Origin of the sequence: Pseudomonas sp. NPDC090203, from assembly GCF_044746765.1 — a bacterium.
Lineage (GTDB): Bacteria > Pseudomonadota > Gammaproteobacteria > Pseudomonadales > Pseudomonadaceae > Aquipseudomonas > Aquipseudomonas putida_AD.
The window spans coordinates 57926-74664 of record NZ_JBIVCV010000016.1; the positions used below are offsets into that span (position 1 = coordinate 57926).

At 61.7% G+C, this 16739-nt stretch carries 15 protein-coding genes and 1 pseudogene; 5 read left to right on the forward strand and 11 right to left on the reverse strand.

From position 1 onward, the window contains the following. Positions 1–30: 30 nt before the first annotated feature. The 9 genes and pseudogenes from fabI to gloB all read right to left on the reverse strand — a co-directional run bounded on the left by fabI (position 31) and on the right by gloB (position 10934). Entirely contained in the window at positions 31–825 is a 795-nt protein-coding gene (gene fabI / locus ACIPO9_RS23805; RefSeq protein ID WP_274136695.1) for an enoyl-ACP reductase FabI, read from the reverse strand. Positions 826–843: 18 nt separating this feature from the next. Continuing rightward, complete coding sequence (locus tag ACIPO9_RS23810; RefSeq protein ID WP_400783888.1) at positions 844–2454, reverse strand: ABC transporter ATP-binding protein; 1611 nt, start codon at positions 2452–2454, stop codon at positions 844–846. Between the two features lies 1 nt (position 2455). After that, positions 2456–3475: an ABC transporter permease gene (locus ACIPO9_RS23815; protein WP_400609494.1), complete on the reverse strand. Its 1020-nt coding sequence runs from the start codon at positions 3473–3475 to the stop codon at positions 2456–2458. Between the two features lies 1 nt (position 3476). After that, complete coding sequence (locus ACIPO9_RS23820) at positions 3477–4550, reverse strand: microcin C ABC transporter permease YejB (protein ID WP_400783890.1); 1074 nt, start codon at positions 4548–4550, stop codon at positions 3477–3479. Position 4551: 1 nt separating this feature from the next. Continuing rightward, a complete protein-coding gene (locus ACIPO9_RS23825) occupies positions 4552–6417 on the reverse strand; it encodes an extracellular solute-binding protein (RefSeq protein WP_400609496.1) in 1866 nt (621 codons plus the stop codon). Then, complete coding sequence (locus ACIPO9_RS23830) at positions 6414–8243, reverse strand: extracellular solute-binding protein (RefSeq protein ID WP_400783892.1); 1830 nt, start codon at positions 8241–8243, stop codon at positions 6414–6416. Before ACIPO9_RS23830 ends, ACIPO9_RS23825 begins: the two co-directional genes overlap by 4 nt. Before the next feature lie 204 nt (positions 8244–8447). Continuing rightward, positions 8448–9878: a LysM peptidoglycan-binding domain-containing protein gene (locus ACIPO9_RS23835; protein ID WP_400609633.1), complete on the reverse strand. Its 1431-nt coding sequence runs from the start codon at positions 9876–9878 to the stop codon at positions 8448–8450. A gap of 65 nt (positions 9879–9943) precedes the next feature. Then, a pseudogene (locus ACIPO9_RS23840) lies at positions 9944–10055 on the reverse strand (lytic transglycosylase domain-containing protein); the annotation flags it as partial. A gap of 99 nt (positions 10056–10154) precedes the next feature. Then, positions 10155–10934, reverse strand: a complete 780-nt coding sequence (gene gloB, locus ACIPO9_RS23845; protein WP_400783894.1) for a hydroxyacylglutathione hydrolase — start codon at positions 10932–10934, stop codon at positions 10155–10157. A gap of 97 nt (positions 10935–11031) precedes the next feature. Here gloB and ACIPO9_RS23850 point away from each other — a divergent pair, with 97 nt between their 5' ends. The 4 genes from ACIPO9_RS23850 to ACIPO9_RS23865 all read left to right on the forward strand — a co-directional run bounded on the left by ACIPO9_RS23850 (position 11032) and on the right by ACIPO9_RS23865 (position 14631). Beyond that, the gene (locus ACIPO9_RS23850; RefSeq protein WP_274136704.1) at positions 11032–11790 is read left to right on the forward strand and encodes a class I SAM-dependent methyltransferase; all 759 of its coding nucleotides are present in this window, start codon (positions 11032–11034) and stop codon (positions 11788–11790) included. 46 nt (positions 11791–11836) lie between these two features. Further along, positions 11837–12289, forward strand: a complete 453-nt coding sequence (gene rnhA, locus ACIPO9_RS23855; RefSeq protein WP_274136705.1) for a ribonuclease HI — start codon at positions 11837–11839, stop codon at positions 12287–12289. Positions 12290–13279: 990 nt separating this feature from the next. Further along, positions 13280–14038, forward strand: a complete 759-nt coding sequence (gene dnaQ / locus ACIPO9_RS23860; protein WP_400609503.1) for a DNA polymerase III subunit epsilon — start codon at positions 13280–13282, stop codon at positions 14036–14038. 17 nt (positions 14039–14055) lie between these two features. Continuing rightward, entirely contained in the window at positions 14056–14631 is a 576-nt protein-coding gene (locus tag ACIPO9_RS23865) for a GNAT family N-acetyltransferase (protein WP_400783896.1), read from the forward strand. 74 nt (positions 14632–14705) lie between these two features. On the opposite strand, the gene ACIPO9_RS23870 is transcribed toward ACIPO9_RS23865, so the two are convergent. Continuing rightward, entirely contained in the window at positions 14706–14921 is a 216-nt protein-coding gene (locus ACIPO9_RS23870) for a hypothetical protein (RefSeq protein ID WP_274133584.1), read from the reverse strand. A gap of 313 nt (positions 14922–15234) precedes the next feature. On the opposite strand from ACIPO9_RS23870, the gene ACIPO9_RS23875 reads away from it, so the two are divergent. Further along, positions 15235–15798, forward strand: coding sequence for an NADPH-dependent FMN reductase (locus ACIPO9_RS23875; RefSeq protein ID WP_274133583.1), 564 nt, complete (start codon positions 15235–15237; stop codon positions 15796–15798). A 105-nt stretch (positions 15799–15903) separates the two neighbouring features. Here ACIPO9_RS23875 and phnX read toward each other — a convergent pair whose 3' ends face one another. Next, on the reverse strand, positions 15904–16731 hold the full coding sequence (gene phnX, locus ACIPO9_RS23880; protein WP_400783897.1) for a phosphonoacetaldehyde hydrolase: 828 nt from the start codon (positions 16729–16731) through the stop codon (positions 15904–15906). Between the last annotated feature and the right edge of the window lie 8 nt (positions 16732–16739).

Genomic DNA, 16739 nt, shown 5'->3' on the forward strand with positions numbered 1-16739 from the left:
CCTACAAAAAGCGCGTCAAGCCCTTGTGAATCAGTCCTGCAGATCACCCATCGCAGTGGTGTTGAAACCACCGTCAACGTACATGATCTCACCGCTCACACCCGACGCCAGGTCCGAGCACAGGAATGCGCCGGCGTTGCCGACTTCGTCGATGGTCACGTTGCGACGGAGCGGAGTCTGAGCCTCGTTGGCGTCCAGCATCTTGCGGAAGTTCTTGATACCCGAAGCTGCCAGGGTACGGATCGGACCTGCCGATACCGCGTTCACGCGGGTGCCGTCCGGGCCCAGGCTGCGGGCCAGGTAACGTACGCCGGCTTCAAGGCTGGCCTTGGCCATGCCCATCACGTTGTAGTTGGGCATGGTGCGCTCGGCGCCCAGGTACGACAGGGTCAGCAGGCTGCCGTTGCGGCCTTGCATCATTTCACGGCCAGCCTTGGCCAGTGCCACGAAGCTGTAGGCGCTGATGTCGTGGGCGATGCGGAAACCGTCACGGGTGGTGGCTTGGGTGAAGTCGCCGTCCAATTGGTCGCCCGGGGCGAAACCTACGGAGTGAACGATGCAGTCCAGGCCGTCCCACTTCTTGCTCAGTGCTTCGAAGACCTTGGCGATTTCTTCATCGCTGGCCACGTCGCAAGGGAAGCACAGGTCGGCGCTCGAACCCCAGCCAGCGGCGAATTCTTCGACGCGGCCTTTGAGTTTTTCGTTCTGGTAGGTGAAGGCAAGCTCAGCACCCTCGCGATGCATGGCGGCAGCGATACCGGATGCGATGGACAGTTTGCTGGCGACACCGACGATCAGGACGCGCTTACCGGCGAGAAAACCCATGGTTTTTTCCTCTTCAGGTTAATCGACAGTTGCTGGTGCCAGAAAAGCGGCTTCCAGCAACTGCTGTGTATAAGGATGTTGCGGTGCGGCGAAGATATCTTCTGCCACACCCTGTTCGACCACTTGGCCTTGCTTGACCACCATCAACTGGTGGCTCAGCGCTTTGACTACCGCCAGGTCATGGCTGATAAACAAATACGTCAGGTTGTACTTCGCTTGCAGGGAGCGCAAAAGCTCCACCACCTGGCGCTGAACGGTCCGGTCGAGGGCCGAAGTGGGCTCGTCCAGTAAAATCAGCGCAGGTTTTAACACTAATGCCCGTGCGATGGCGATCCTTTGCCGCTGTCCGCCGGAAAACTCATGGGGGTAGCGGTGCCGGGTTGCCGGGTCCAGGCCTACCTCCTTGAGCGCTTCGATCACCGCCGTTTCCTGCTCGGCGGGGGTTCCTATCTTGTGAATCCGCAGGCCCTCGCCAACGATGTCGCACACCGACATGCGCGGGCTGAGGCTGCCGAACGGGTCCTGAAACACCACCTGCATCTGCCGGCGCAGGGGCCTGACCTGATCCTGCTTGAGGCAGGCCAGCGACTGGCCCTGAAAGCGTATCTCGCCTTCGCTGCGAATCAACCTGAGAATCGCCAGGCCCAACGTCGATTTGCCCGAGCCGCTTTCACCGACGATCCCCAGCGTCTGACCCTTGGGCAGACTGAAGTGGATGCCGTCCACGGCCTTGATGTGATCGACGGTACGCTTGAACACGCCTTTCTTGATCGGAAACCAGACTTTGAGGTCTTCGACTTCCAGCATCGGCGCGCCCGGCGCATTGTCTGCCGGCCCCCCTTTGGGCTCGGCACTGAGCAATTCTTTGGTGTACGGATGCTGCGGTGCACGGAACAGTTCTTCGCACGATGCCTGTTCGACGATGCAACCGCGCTGCATGACACATACTCGGTTGGCTATTTGTCGAACCACGTTCAAATCATGGCTGATCAGCAGCAGCGCCATGCCCAGCCGGGCCTGCAATTCCTTGAGCAGTTCGAGGATTTTCAACTGCACTGTGACGTCCAGCGCGGTGGTCGGCTCGTCAGCAATCAGCAGTTCCGGCTCGTTCGCCAGGGCCATGGCGATCATCACCCGCTGACGCTGCCCGCCCGAGAGCTCGTGGGGCAGGGCCTTGAGGCGCTTGAGCGGTTCGGGGATGCCGACCAGCTCCAGCAACTCCAGGGTGCGGCGTGTGGCCGCCTTGCCGGTCAGACCCTTGTGCAGGCCGAGCACCTCGTTGATCTGCTTTTCCACCGATTGCAGCGGATTGAGCGAGGTCATCGGCTCCTGGAAGATCATGGCGATGCGGTTGCCACGGATGGCGCGCATGCGTTTTTCGCTGACCGTCAGCAGCTCGTTCCCGGCGTACTGGATGGTACCCGTCGGGTGGCGCGCCAGCGGGTAGGGCAGAAGGCGCAGGATCGAATGCGCAGTGACCGACTTGCCCGAGCCGCTTTCCCCGACCAGCGCCAAGGTCTCGCCCTTGCGGATGTCGAAGCTGATGCCCTCGACCACGCGCTGTGTTTTCTGGCCGGTGACGAACTCGACCGACAGGTTGCGGATTTCGATCAGATTGTCCTGATTCATCTCATTTCCTCGGGTCGAATGCGTCACGGGCGGATTCGCCGATGAACACCAGCAAACTCAACATCAGTGCCAGCACGGCAAAGGCACTGATGCCCAGCCATGGCGCCTGCAGGTTGGATTTGCCCTGCGCGACCAGTTCGCCCAGCGACGGCGAGCCTGCGGGCAGGCCGAAGCCCAGGAAGTCCAGCGCGGTCAGGGTGCCGATGGCGCCGGTGAGGATGAACGGCATGAAGGTCATGGTCGAGACCATGGCGTTGGGCAGGATGTGACGGAACATGATCCCGCCGTTCTGCATGCCCAGCGCCCGGGCGGCGCGCACGTATTCCAGGTTGCGGCCGCGCAGGAATTCGGCCCGCACCACGTCCACCAGGCTCATCCACGAGAACAGCAGCATGATGCCCAGCAGCCACCAGAAGTTGGGCTGCACGAAGCTGGCGAGGATGATCAGCAGGTACAGCACCGGCAGCCCCGACCAGATTTCCAGAAAGCGCTGGCCGACCAGATCGACCCACCCGCCATAGAAGCCCTGCAGGGCGCCGGCGATGACGCCGATGATCGAGCTGAGCACGGTCAGGGTCAGGGCGAACAGTACCGACACCCGGAAGCCGTAGATCACCCGGGCCAGCACATCGCGGCCCTGGTCATCGGTGCCCAGCAGGTTGTCCCGCGAGGGCGGGGCAGGGGCGGGGACCTTCAGGTCGTAGTTGATGCTCTGGTAGCTGAAGGGGATCGGCGCCCAAAGCGTCCAGCCATCCTTGCTGGCGATCAGCTCCTTGATGTAGGGGCTCTTGTAGTTGGCTTCCAGCGGGAATTCGCCGCCGAAGGTGGTCTCCGGGTAGCGCTCGAACACCGGGAAATACCACTGGCCGTCGTATTTGACGATCAGCGGCTTGTCATTGGCGATCAGTTCGGCGCCAAGGCTTGCAACGAACAGGATCAGGAACAGCCACAACGACCACCAGCCACGCTTGTTGGCCTTGAAGCGTTCGAAACGGCGTCGATTGAGAGGGGACAACGTCATGTCAATGATCCCTGCGGTCGAAGTCGATACGTGGGTCAACCAGCGTGTAGGTCAGGTCGCCGATCAGTTTCACCACCAGCCCCAGCAGGGTGAAGATGAACAGGGTGCCGAACACCACGGGGTAGTCGCGGTTGATCGCCGCCTCGAAACTCATCAGGCCCAGGCCGTCGAGGGAGAAGATCACTTCGACCAGCAGGGAACCTGTGAAGAAAATGCCAATGAATGCCGACGGGAAGCCCGCGATCACCAGCAGCATGGCGTTGCGGAACACGTGACCGTAGAGCACCCGGCGCTGGGTCAGACCCTTGGCCTTGGCGGTAATGACGTACTGCTTGCCGATTTCGTCCAGAAAGCTGTTCTTGGTCAGCAGGGTCATGGTGGCAAAGTTGCCGATGACCAGCGCGGTGATCGGCAACATCAGGTGCCAGAAGTAATCACCGACCTTGCCCAGCCAGCTCAATTCGTCGAAGTTGCTGGAGGTCAGGCCGCGAAGCGGGAACCAATCGAAATAGCTGCCGCCGGCGAACACCACGATCAGCAGGATGGCGAACAGGAACGCCGGGATGGCATAGCCGACGATGATCGCCGAACTGGTCCAGACGTCGAACTGGCTGCCGTGGCGCGTGGCCTTGGCGATCCCCAGCGGGATCGATACCAGGTACATGATGAGCGTGCTCCACAGCCCCAGCGAGATCGACACCGGCATCTTCTCGGCGATCAGGTCGATGACCTTGGCGTCGCGAAAGAAGCTGTCGCCGAAATCCAGCTTCGAGTAGTTCTTGACCATGATCCACAGGCGTTCCGGGGCCGACTTGTCGAACCCGTACATGTGCTCGATTTCCTTGATCAGGGCCGGGTCCAGGCCCTGGGCACCACGGTAGTTCGAGCCGGCCACCGAGACCTCGGCGCCGCCACCGGCGATGCGGCTGGTGGCGCCTTCGAAGCCTTCGAGCTTGGCGATCATCTGTTCCACCGGGCCGCCTGGTGCGGCCTGGATAATCACGAAGTTGATCAGCAGGATGCCGAACAGGGTCGGCACGATCAGCAGCAAGCGCCGCAGAATGTACGCCAGCATGTTATTGCTCGTCCTTGGATGGGGCCGCTTCAGGCTCGGCGCCGTCTTGCGCCGGTTGCACCGAAATGGCTGGCGTGGTGTCGGGCTTGACCCACCAGGTCATGGTGCCGATGTCGTACAGCGGCGATTTCTTCGGATGGCCCAGATGGTCCCAGTACGCCAGGCGCCAGGTCTTGATGTGCCAGTTGGGAATCACGTAGTAGCCCCACAGCAGCGCACGGTCCAGCGCACGAGTATGGTCGATCAGGCTCTGGCGCGAGTCGGCGTTGATCAGGCCGCTGACCAGTGCATCCACCGCCGGGTCCTTGAGGCCGATGAGGTTGTAGCTGCCCGGCTTGTCGGCGGCCGACGAGTCCCAGTATTCGCGCTGTTCGTTACCTGGCGAGCTGGACTGCGGGAAGCTGCCGACGATCATGTCGTAGTCCCGCGAGCGGCGCCGGGTGACGTACTGCGAGACATCGACCCGGCGAATCTCCAGGTTGATACCGATGTCGGCCAGATTGCGCTTGAACGGCAGCAATACCCGTTCGAACTCGGTCTGGGCCAGCAGGAATTCGATGCTCACAGGCTTGCCCTGGGTATCGACCATCTTGTCGCCGACGATCTTCCAGCCGGCTTCCTTGAGCAGGGCAAAGGCCTTGCGCTGCTGTTCGCGGATGATGCCGCTGCCATCGGTGATCGGCAGCTTGAACTCCTCGGTGAATACCTGCGGCGGCAGTTGTGCGCGCAGCGGTTCGAGGATTTTCAGCTCGGCTTCAGACGGCAGGCCGCGCGAGCCCATGTCCGAGTTGTCGAAGTAGCTCTTGGTGCGCGTGTAGCTGCTGAAGAACAGCTGCTTGTTGGTCCATTCGAAGTCCAGCAGCAGGCTGATCGCCTGGCGCACGCGGGCGTCCTGGAACATAGGCTTGCGCAGGTTGAAGATGAAACCCTGCATGCCTTGCGGGTTGCCGTTGGCGATTTCTTCCTTGACCAGCCGGCCCTGCCTGACAGCCGGGACGTCATAGGCGGTGGCCCAGTTCTTGGCGGTCATTTCCTGCCAGTAGTCGAACGCACCGGCCTTGAGGCCTTCCAGCGCAACCGTGTTGTCGCGGTAATAGTCGGTGGAGAGGCGGTCGAAGTTGTAGAAGCCCTTGTTCACCGGCAGATCCTTGCCCCAGTAATCCTTGACCCGCTCGTAGCGGATCGAGCGGCCGGCCTTGACCTCCGACACCTTGTACGGCCCGCTGCCCAGCGGGATTTCCAGGTTGCCCTTGTTGAAGTCCCGGGTGGCCCACCAATGCTTGGGCAGCACCGGCAGTTGCCCGATGATCAACGGCAATTCACGATTATTGGTGTGCTTGAACTTGAACAGCACGGTGAGCGGGTCTTCGGCCACGACCTGATCGACGTCGGCGTAGTAGCTGCGATACAGCGGCGAGCCGTCCTTGATCAGGGTGTCGAAGCTGAACACCACGTCTTCGGCGCGCACCGGGTGGCCGTCGTTGAATTTCGCCTCGGGGCGCAGGTAGAAGCGCACCCAGCTATTGTCCGGGGCCTTTTCGATCTTGCCGGCGATCAGGCCGTATTCGGTGAACGGCTCATCCAGGCCCTGGCGCATCAGGGTGTCGTAGATCAGGCCGATGTCATCGGCGGGCACGCCCTTGCTGATGAACGGGTTGAGGCTGTCGAAGCCGCCGAAACTGGCGCTGCGCAGGATCCCGCCCTTGGGCGCGTCCGGGTTCACGTAGTCAAAGTGCTTGTAGTCGGCAGGGTACTTGGGGGCTTCGCCGTACAGGGTAATGGCATGCTGCGGGGCGGCGTGCACGGAGCAGGCCAGCCCGAACAGGAACAGGCCGCCAGCCCGCGTCAGTGAGCGCAGTGCGGTCATTGGGTTTTCTCCGAAGGCTTGAGCCACCACGCACGCAGGCCCAGGGTGTAGGGCGGGGTGGTGACCATGGCGAAACGACTGCGGTACGCCAGACGATGATTGCTGAGGTACCAGTTGGGAATCATGTAGTGCTGCCAGAGCAGGACGCGGTCCAGGGCCTTGGTGGCCGCGACCTGGTCGTCACGGGTTTTCGCGGCCAGCAGCTGGTTCAGGAGGTTGTCCACCACCGGGCTTGCGACACCTGCATAGTTCTTGCTGCCCCGGATACCGGCCTGGCTTGAGTGGAAATACTGCCACTGTTCGAGGCCGGGGCTGAGCGTCTGGTTCAGGGTCATCAGAATCATGTCGAAATCGAACTGGTCCAGACGCTGTTTGTATTGGGCGCGATCCACCGTGCGCAGGCGCGCGTCGATGCCGATCCGCGTGAGGTCTTCGATGTACGGTTGCAGAATGCGTTCGAGGTTCGGGTTGACCAGCAGTATCTCGAATCGCAACGGCTGCCCGGCACTGTTGGCAAGGCCGCGGTCAGTGTATTTCCAGCCGGCCTCGGCGAGCAGCCCCAGAGCTTTACGAATCGTGTCGCGAGGCACGCCGCCACCGTCGGTTTTCGACACGGTGAAGGGCTGGGTGAAGAGTTTTGCCGGCAGTTGATCGCGGTACGGCGACAATGCCAGAAATTCACGTCCGGCCGGCAGGTCCGTCGCCGAGAACTCGCTGTTGGGGTAGTAGCTGACCGAACGGCTGTACGCGTTGTTGAACAGCGTGCGGTTGGTCCACTCGAAATTGAACATCAACCCCAGCGCCTCGCGCACCTTGATGTCGGCGAAGGTGCTGCGGCGGGTGTTCATGAACAGGCCCTGGGTCTGCGTGGGGATCTGGTGCGGGATCTGCGCCTTGATCACGCTGCCGTTGGCCACGGCAGGGAAGTCGTAGCCGGTGAACCAGTTCTTGGCCTGATGCTCGATGTAGATGTCGAACTCGCCGGCCTTGAAGGCTTCGAAGGCCACATCGGCATCACGGTAGAACTCCACCTGCACGCGGTTGAAGTTGTACTTGCCGCGATTGACCGGCAAATCCTTGCCCCAGTAATCCTTGACCCGCTCGAACACCAGGCTGCGCCCCGGGCGCACCTGGGTGATGCGATACGGGCCGCTGCCCAGCGGCGGTTCGAAGGTCGTGGCCTTGAAGTCGCGGTTCTTCCAGTAGTGCTGCGGCAGCACGGGCAATTCGCCGAGACGCAGAATCAGTAATGGGTTGCCGGACCGCTTGAGCACGAAGCGGATGCGGTGACGGTTGAGGATGTCCACCCGCTGCACTTCCTGCAATGCGGTACGGTACTGCGGGTGGCCGTCACGCAGCAGCGTCCTGTAGGAAAACGCCACATCGTAGGCAGTAATCGGCTTGCCGTCGTGAAAGCGCGCTTCCGGGCGCAGGTTGAACACCACCCAGCTGCGGTCCTCGCTGTACTCCACCGACTTGGCAATCAGGCCATAGCTTGAGGTTGGTTCGTCACCGGACGGGTCGTATTGCCCGGTGCCGACCATCAACGGCTCGTTCAGCTCGCTGACGCCGTACTGGCCGAAATTGGGCGTGGAAATCGGGCTGCTGCCCTTGAAGGTGTAGGGGTTGAGGGTGTCAAAGGTGCCGAATGCCATGATCCTCAAGGTGCCAGCCTTCGGCGCCTCGGGGTTGACCCAGTCGAAATGGGTGAAACTGGCCGGATACTTGAGGACACCGAACTGGGCGTAACCATGGCTTTCGCTGATGGTCGCGGTGGCTGTCGTGCTCAAGACCAGGCTGGAAAACAGCAGCAGAAGGCGTATCAAGTCGGCTTCGATCCAGGCAGCGGTCGGTCACAGTAACAGCTTGTATGGGCTGGAAAAAGGGTGGGGTGGAGGGCGCGTGAGCGTTGCATAGGCCTGTAGGAGCGCGCTTGCCCGCGATTGCGGTGTGTCAGCGAATAATACGGCGACAGGCAAAACGCAATCGCGGGCAAGCGCGCTCCTACAGGTGAATAGGTGCTGGCTGGATCAATGCGGCAAATAAACCGTCAACGTCTGCCCCGGCTTGAGCGCCTGGCCGCTGCGCGGGTTCCAGCGCTTGAGGTGCTGCATCTCGACGTTGAAACGTTTGGCCACCAGGTACAGCGAGTCGCCTTTCTGGATCTTGTACTGCGTGGCCTTGCCTTCGGCGTCCTTCGCTTTGCTGTCGTTTTTGGCGACGGCGCGGGAACTGGTCTTGGCCGGCTTGCTGTTGTCCTGCATCACCAGGGTCTGGCCGACCTTGAGGTTGTAGCCGGACAGCTTGTTCCAGTGCTGCAGATCGTGCACTTCAACCTTGTTGATGCGGGCGATCTGGCCCAGGTTGTCGCCTTTCTTGACCTTGTAGGTGCGGGTGCGGGCCGGTTTCTCGTCGACTTCGGCCACTTCCTCGAACACCGGCATCGCGTATTTCATGCCGGGCTGTACCGGAATGGTCAGCGCCTGGCCGCGCTTGAGGTGGTTGCCCGACAGCTTGTTCAGATCCTTGAGCGTGCTGGTCGACACCTTGTAGCGGCTGGCGATGCTGGCCAGGCTGTCACCCGGACGCACGCGGTATTGCTGCCAGTCCACCAGTTCCTCGGGTTTCATGTTCGAGAGGCTGGTGGTCAGCAGTTGCGATTTGGAAGTCGGCACCAGCAGGTGCTGCGGTCCGTCGATGGTCAGGCGCTTCTTGAAAGCCGGGTTGAGCTGGATCAGCTCGTCCTCGTCGATGTTGGCCATCTGCGCGACCTTGGTCAGGTCCATGCGCTGGTTCAGCTCGACCACTTCGAAGTAGGGCTTGTTGTCGATGGGGTTCAGGTTCACGCCGTACGCTTGCGGCGACATGACCACCTGCGACAGGGCCAGCAGTTTCGGCACGTAGTCGCGGGTTTCCTGCGGCAGTGGCAGGTTCCAGTAGTCGGTCGGCAGGTTGAGCTTTTCGTTGCGCTCGATGGCGCGGCTGACCGTGCCTTCGCCGGCGTTGTAGGCGGCAAGCGCCAGCAGCCAGTCGCCGTTGAACATGTCGTGCAGCTTGGTCAGGTAGTCCAGTGCCGCGGTGGTGGAGGCCGTGATGTCACGACGCCCGTCATAGAAGCTGGTCTGGCGCAGGTTGAAGTAGCGCCCCGTGGACGGGATGAACTGCCAGATGCCAGCAGCATCGCTGCGCGAAAGAGCCATCGGGTTGTAGGCGCTTTCGATCACTGGCAGCAGCGCCAGCTCCAGCGGCATGTTGCGCTCTTCGAGGCGCTCGACGATGTAGTGCATATAAAGGCTGCCGCGCTCACCGGCCGTTTCCAGGAACGACGGGTTGTTGGCGAACCAGAGGCGCTGCTGGTCGATACGCGGGTTGAGGTCATTGCCATCCTGCAACTGGAAGCCCTGGCGCATGCGCTCCCAGACATCATGGGGCGGGGCCAGTGGAACCGGCTTGCGGGCGATGAAAACCTGCTTTGGCTTGACGGAAGCGGGGGGATGAGCGGCACTCGTCGCGTTGCTGGATTCCAGGCTACCGGTAGTCTGGCAGCCTGCCAACGTAGCGCTCGCGACCACCGCGATTGCCTGTGCCAACCGAGTCAATGCGTCGGAATTAAAGGTTTTGCGTATAGATGACGACATTGGCTGGGAGATAGTTCCAGTCGAAAATGTCGGGCGATTCTAGAAAGCGTCTTGGGAACGGTCAACCTTTCAGAATTTTTGTACCAAAGCCATGCACCTTTAGAACGTGTCTTTCCACGCTCGCAACGCTGCAAAAACCGCCGCAGGCGAGCTGTTGTCTGTACCAGTCCGTTCGTCTGCTTTTTGTTTGACAGAACGTTGCGAAACTCGCAGAAACGGATTGGTCCGGTGTTCCAGCTCGATACTCGACGGCAGGCTGATGCGGTTTTGCTCGCGCAGGCGGGTGACTTCCTCGAAGCGTGCCCGCACATCCTGGTTTTCCGGCTCGACCGCCACGGCAAAGCGCAGGTTGCTCAGGGTGTATTCGTGGGCGCAATAGACTTGCGTGTTGCCGGGCAGGGCGGCCAGGCGCGAGAGCGACGCGTGCATCTGTTGCGGCGTGCCTTCGAACAGGCGACCGCAACCGGCGGCGAACAGCGTGTCGCCACTGAACAGCAGGGGCCGTTGCGCATCCTCATGGTAAAAGGCGATGTGGCCCAGGGTGTGGCCGGCGACCGCATGCACGGTGAAGGTCAGGCCCAGGGCGGTGACCTCATCACCATCGGACAGGGCGACGTCCCGTGCCGGGATATTCTCGTTGCCCGGGCCGTAGACCCTGGCCTGCGTGATACTTTTAAGCTCTGCCACGCCACCGGTATGATCGGCATGATGGTGAGTGACCAGAATGTCGCTCAACTGCCAGCCCGGATTACGCTCCAGCCAGGCCAGCACAGGCTTGGCATCGCCCGGATCGACCACCGCGCAGCGTTTGCTGGCATTGTCTTGTAACAACCAGATGTAGTTGTCAGAGAAAGCGGGCAGGGCATCGATCTGTATCATGGCGCGATTCGCTTTTGTGAAAACAAAGAAGCATCTTAGAGTCTGAACCGTTTCTGTGCGAGCCAGTCGCATGAGGGACCCCTCCAGGAGACCGGAAATGACCGATGAAGCGTTCGCCCAGGCCGACCCCGAATGGCTTGAGTTGATCAGCTCTGCCCGAGAGTGGTTGTCCGGGCCCTTGGGCCAGTTACTGTTGGAAGAGGAGCGCCGGGTACTCGAAGAGGAGCTGGAGCGCTTTTTTGGTGGCTATCTGGTGCACTACGGCCCGTCCGCGCAAACCCCGCCGGCGGCCAAGCAGGTGCAGCGCAATGTACGCCTCGGCGCGCCGCTGCCCGGCGTCGAGATCGTCTGTGAAGAGCAGGCCTGGCCCTTGAGCGAGCACGCCGCCGATGTGGTGGTGATGCAGCACGGCCTGGATTTCTGCCTCTCGCCCCACGGCCTGTTGCGCGAGGCGGCCAGCAGCGTGCGGCCTGGTGGCCATTTGCTGATTATCGGAATCAATCCCTGGAGCACCTGGGGCATTCGTCATTTCTTCACCAACGACGCCTTGCGCCGGGCCCGCTGCATCTCGCCCTCACGGGTCGGGGACTGGCTCAACCTGCTGGGCTTCGCGCTGGAGAAACGCAGGTTCGGGTGCTATCGTCCGCCCCTTGCCTCACCTGTGTGGCAGCAACGCCTGTCGGGCCTTGAGCGTCTGGGCGACGGCTGGCAGAGCCCGGGTGGCGGCTTCTATTTATTGGTGGCGCGCAAACTGGTGGTCGGATTGCGGCCTGTGCGCATGCCGCGGCGCGAACCGATGGGCAAACTGTTGCCCCTGCCGATGGCCAAGGTCAACCGGCGTACCCCCGAGCCTTGATCGGCAATGGCCGAAACAAGCCTTCTGAATTCTGGAAAGAGTCGTAATGAGCGATACCGTAGAACTGTTCTCCGATGGTGCCTGCAAAGGCAATCCCGGCCCTGGCGGCTGGGGCGCGTTGTTGGTGTGCAAGGGTGTGGAAAAGGAACTCTGGGGCGGTGAAGCCAACACCACCAACAACCGCATGGAGCTTCTGGGCGCGATTCGCGGCCTGGAAGAGTTGAAGCGCCCGTGCGAGGTGATTCTGGTCACGGACTCGCAGTATGTGATGAAGGGCATCACCGAGTGGATGGTCAACTGGAAGAAGCGCGGCTGGAAGACGGCGGCCAAGGAGCCGGTCAAGAACGCTGACCTGTGGAAACAGCTCGACGAGCAGGTCAACCGCCACACCGTTACCTGGAAATGGGTACGCGGCCACATTGGTCATCCGGGCAACGAACGGGCGGACCAACTCGCCAACCGCGGCGTAGATGAAGTGCGCGGGATCAAGCACGGCTGAATGCCTTGGTTCGGTCACGTGGTGCGGCACGGTGGTAGAGAGATCGGTGGGTATATCCGTTGGCGAGGGTGACGCGGATTCACCGTTCCGCCCTTACGGCGGGTCACTTTTTCCAAGAGCTGAAAAAGTAACCAAAAAAGCCCTGCGACAGGCTGGGCCTCGACTTCGTCTCGGTTCCCTCACTCCGGCGCCGCTCCGTGGGTCCGCCGTGATGGGCCGTCCCTGGCCCGCACGGCTTTCGCGGCATCCTTGCCGCTCAACCCACTATGCAACGCCTGCGTTCGGCCTGGCGCCTTAACGTCGCGTTCGGCGGCGCCTGTGCCATCGCGCACCAAGATCAAGATCAAAAGCACGCCACCGCCCCGTAGCAGCACGGCTTGCCGGCGGGGGCGAACTTGAGGACGCCATCGTCCGAATGCGGCCCAGACCAAGCGCGCTCCTACAGATGAGAGCACCGACCCGTAGCAGTCCGGCTTGCCGGCGTCGGCGATTTTGGGGGCGCCGACGCCGGCAAGCCGGACTGCTACGGGATGGTGGTGTGTTTTAGATGTTGATTTTGATCTTCTTACGCGATGGTGCAGGCGACACAGGGCGCGACGTCAAGGCGCCAGGCCGAGCGCAGGTGTCGTGGAGGGGGATGAGCGGCATGGATGCCGCGAAAGCCGTGCGGGCCAGGGACGGCCCATCATGGCGCGCCCCCGGAACGGCGCCGGAGTCGAGGGAAGTCCGAAGGACCCCAGCCTGTCGCAATGGCTTTGCTTACTTTCCCCGTAAGGAAAGTCAGTCGCCCGTAAGGGGCGAAACCCTAAACGCCAACCACCGCGAAAACGGATATACACCCAATCCCAGCGTCACCCCAAGACGCGGAGCGTCGCACAGTGCATTCCCACGCAGAGCGTGGGAACGATCATAGAAAAAGCGAGGGAGCGCGAAGGGCGCACGCCCAAAACTCCCGTGGTAATATCCGCGCCTGAAGCTGAGGCGTAGGTTATGACTGCAGAAAACAACATCACAGAACGAAGAATCGTACTCGATACCGAAACCACCGGTATGCCCGTCACCGACGGCCACCGGGTGATCGAGATCGGTTGTGTGGAAGTGATCGGGCGCCGGTTGACCGGGCGGCACTTTCACGTCTACCTGCAACCGGACCGTTCCAGTGATGAAGGCGCGATTGGCGTCCACGGCATCACCGACCAGTTCCTGATCGGCAAGCCACGCTTTGCCGAAGTGGCCGATGAGTTCTACGAATTCATCAAGGGCGCCCAGCTCATCATCCACAACGCGGCGTTCGACGTCGGCTTCCTCAACAACGAGTTCGCCCTGATCGGCCAGACCGACCGCGCGGACATCGCCAGCTTCTGCACGGTGCTCGACACCCTGGCCATGGCCCGCGAGCGTCATCCGGGGCAGCGCAACAGCCTCGACGCGCTGTGCAAACGCTACGACGTCGACAACTCCAACCGCGAGCTGCACGGCGCCTTGCTCGACTCCGAGATTCTGGCGGACGTCTACCTGGCGATGACCGGCGGCCAGACGACCCTGTCCCTGGCCGGTAACAGCGACGGTGAAGGCGGGGCCGAGCGGCCGTCGGAAGTGCGCCGTATCGCCAACCGCACGCCGGGCCGGGTGATTGTCGCCAGCGAAGCGGAGCTGGCCGACCACGCTGCCCGCCTGGCAGTGATCGCCAAGTCGGCCGGTGCGCCGGCATTGTGGACGCAGTTATCAGAGAGCGAGGCCCAGGCCTGACGTCAGGGGGCGGTCCTGTGAACGAACGAGCGTGCCGCGACGAGTTGAACCTGAGCATTCGGGTCGCCGACGAGTGCTTCGAGGATTACATCCTCAACAGCGAATTCACCTTCACGGTCACTGGCTACGCCCAGGTGCAGATCGGCGTACCGGTTGCGCAATGGCCCATCGACGCGGTCGAGCCTTATCTGAAGAACTACGGGATCGATTCTGAAGAGTTCTGCCATTACCGCGATGCGGCCGATGGCACGGTGCTGGTGGCCTGGCTGGACGAAGATCCGGTGGGGCACATCGTCATCAGCAAGCACTGGAACGGTTTCGCTCATATCGACGAGTTGGCGGTGGACACGGCCATGCGGCGCAGCGGTGTGGCGGGCAAGCTGCTGGACGTGGCGCGCTTCTGGGCGCGCAAGCACGAGTTGCCGGGGATCATGCTGGAAACCCAGAACAACAACCTGGCGGCATGCCGGCTGTATGAACGCTACGGGTTCGTGGTGGGCGGGGTGGATCACCTGCGCTATCGCGCGATCGACCCGAGCACTCGGGAATCCGCGATTTTCTGGTATCTGTTCTTTGAAGACACCGCCCCGTAGCAGTCCGGCTTGCCGGCGACAGCGATCTCAAGGGTGCCACGCCGGCAAGCCGGACTGCTACGGCACTGCGGGGTTCAACTGACGCGCGTCAACTTGATCCCCGACTGAATCAGTTCGAACTCGTCACCGCCCAGATGATTCACACGGTCGCCGATGACCAGGCGATAGGTGATGACCTGCTTCATCTCGCCTGTCTCGTCTGGCTTTAAATCATGGAATTCCCGCACGGGGTAGATGCGACCCTCTGCATCTCGTGCATGAAATTGTGCGACATGATCGTTTGAAGCCATTTGCTTTGTAACCTCTGGAAATAACTGCTCGTTTCGCCTGCATCGTACCACCGCAGGCCGTGAATCCGTGTCCGCTTGTAAGACCGTTCCCTGGGTTGCGAAGGGGCTTTCCCCGCTCAAGGCTTTCAGACCGCCGTTTTACGGGGTAGTTTTCGAATGAGGAAAAAATAGTCGCGACCAACGGTAGGCTCACGGAGCGAAGTTTTGCGTTGCAGATCGGCTGGTTCGATCAAAGAGAACGAAAAAACTGCGCTGACCAATTCGTCGCCTTGATCTATAACTGTCACTCCTCCATCAGAAGAAGGTCAGGTTCATGAGCCAGGTTCATACGATTGCAGTGATCGTCGGCAGCTTGAGAAAAGAGTCCCTCAACCGCAAGGTCGCCAAGGCGCTGGCGGAGCTGGCACCTTCGAGCCTTGCGCTGAAAATCGTCGAAATCGGCGATCTGCCCCTGTACAACGAAGACATCGACCTCGATTCGCCACCTGCGGCCTACACCGCGTTTCGTCAGGCCCTGCAAGGCGCTGACGGTTTCCTGTTCGTCACCCCGGAATACAACCGCTCGGTGCCGGGTGTGCTGAAAAACGCCATCGACGTGGGTTCGCGCCCGTATGGCAAGAGCTCCTGGGGCAAGGCCAAGCCTGCGGCGGTGGTCAGCGTTTCGCCCGGCGCCATCGGCGGCTTCGGGGCGAACCAGCACTTGCGTCAGTCGTTCGTGTTCCTGGATGTGCTGTGCATGCAGCAGCCCGAGGCGTATCTGGGCGGTGCCGGGAGTTTCTTCGATGAGCAAGGCAAGCTGAACGAGAAGACCCGCCCGTTCCTGCAGAGCATCATCGATGCGTTTGCCGGGCATGTTGAGCGGACTCTAAAGGCCTGATTGGCAACGCTCTTCGTAGGAGCGCGCTTGCCCGCGATGGCGGTGTGTCAGCCAAATCAACGCCGGCTGACACACCGCGGTCGCGGGCAAGCGCGCTCCCACGGTTCAGGCGCTTTGCGGCATCTCGCCCTTGGCCAGGCGCCGGTTGATATCGGCGATCACCTCGGGCAATTCGTTGATCGTGTCCACCAGGTAATGCGGACGTGAGCCTTCGAACAGGGCGTGGATGCGTTTGCGTTCGGTGTCCAGCTTCTCCGGCGCCAGGGCCTGATACTGCTCGTAGGTCAGGCCCAGCGCGTTACCCGAGCAGACCAGCGCCACCGTCCACATCCCGGCGCGACGCCCTTCGAGAATCCCCGGCACGGTGTCATCGACCTTGACGCACGCCGCCACATCATCGATCCCCAGGGCAATCACGTTGGCCAGCGCTTGAGCAGGCCACGGGCGGCCATTGGGCACCTCATCGGTGGCCACCACGTGATCGGCGACATAGCCGTTTTTCGCCGCCAGTTCGACCACCTTCTTCATCACCACCGCCGGGTAGCCCGAGCATGAGCCGATCTTCAGCCCTTGCTGGCGCAGGCCGGTGAGGGTATCCAGCGCACCCGGAATCAACGCCGAGTGGGTGGCGATCTTCTCGATCTGCAGCGGCATGAAGCGCTCGTAGATGGCGGTGACATCATCGTCGGTCGGCGTGCGGCCGAAGGCCTTGCAATAGCGCTCGGCGATCTGCGGCTGGTCGCACAGCGTGCGGATGTGGTCCCACTTGCCCATGCCCATCGGGCCGCGGGCTTCTTCGATGGACACCTGCACGTCGAACTCGCCAAAGGCTTCGACGAAGATCTGCGTCGGGGCGAAGGAGCCGAAATCGACGACGGTGCCAGCCCAGTCGAGAATCGCAGCTTGCAGTTGGGTCGGGTTGCTGTAGTTCATGGGTCAAT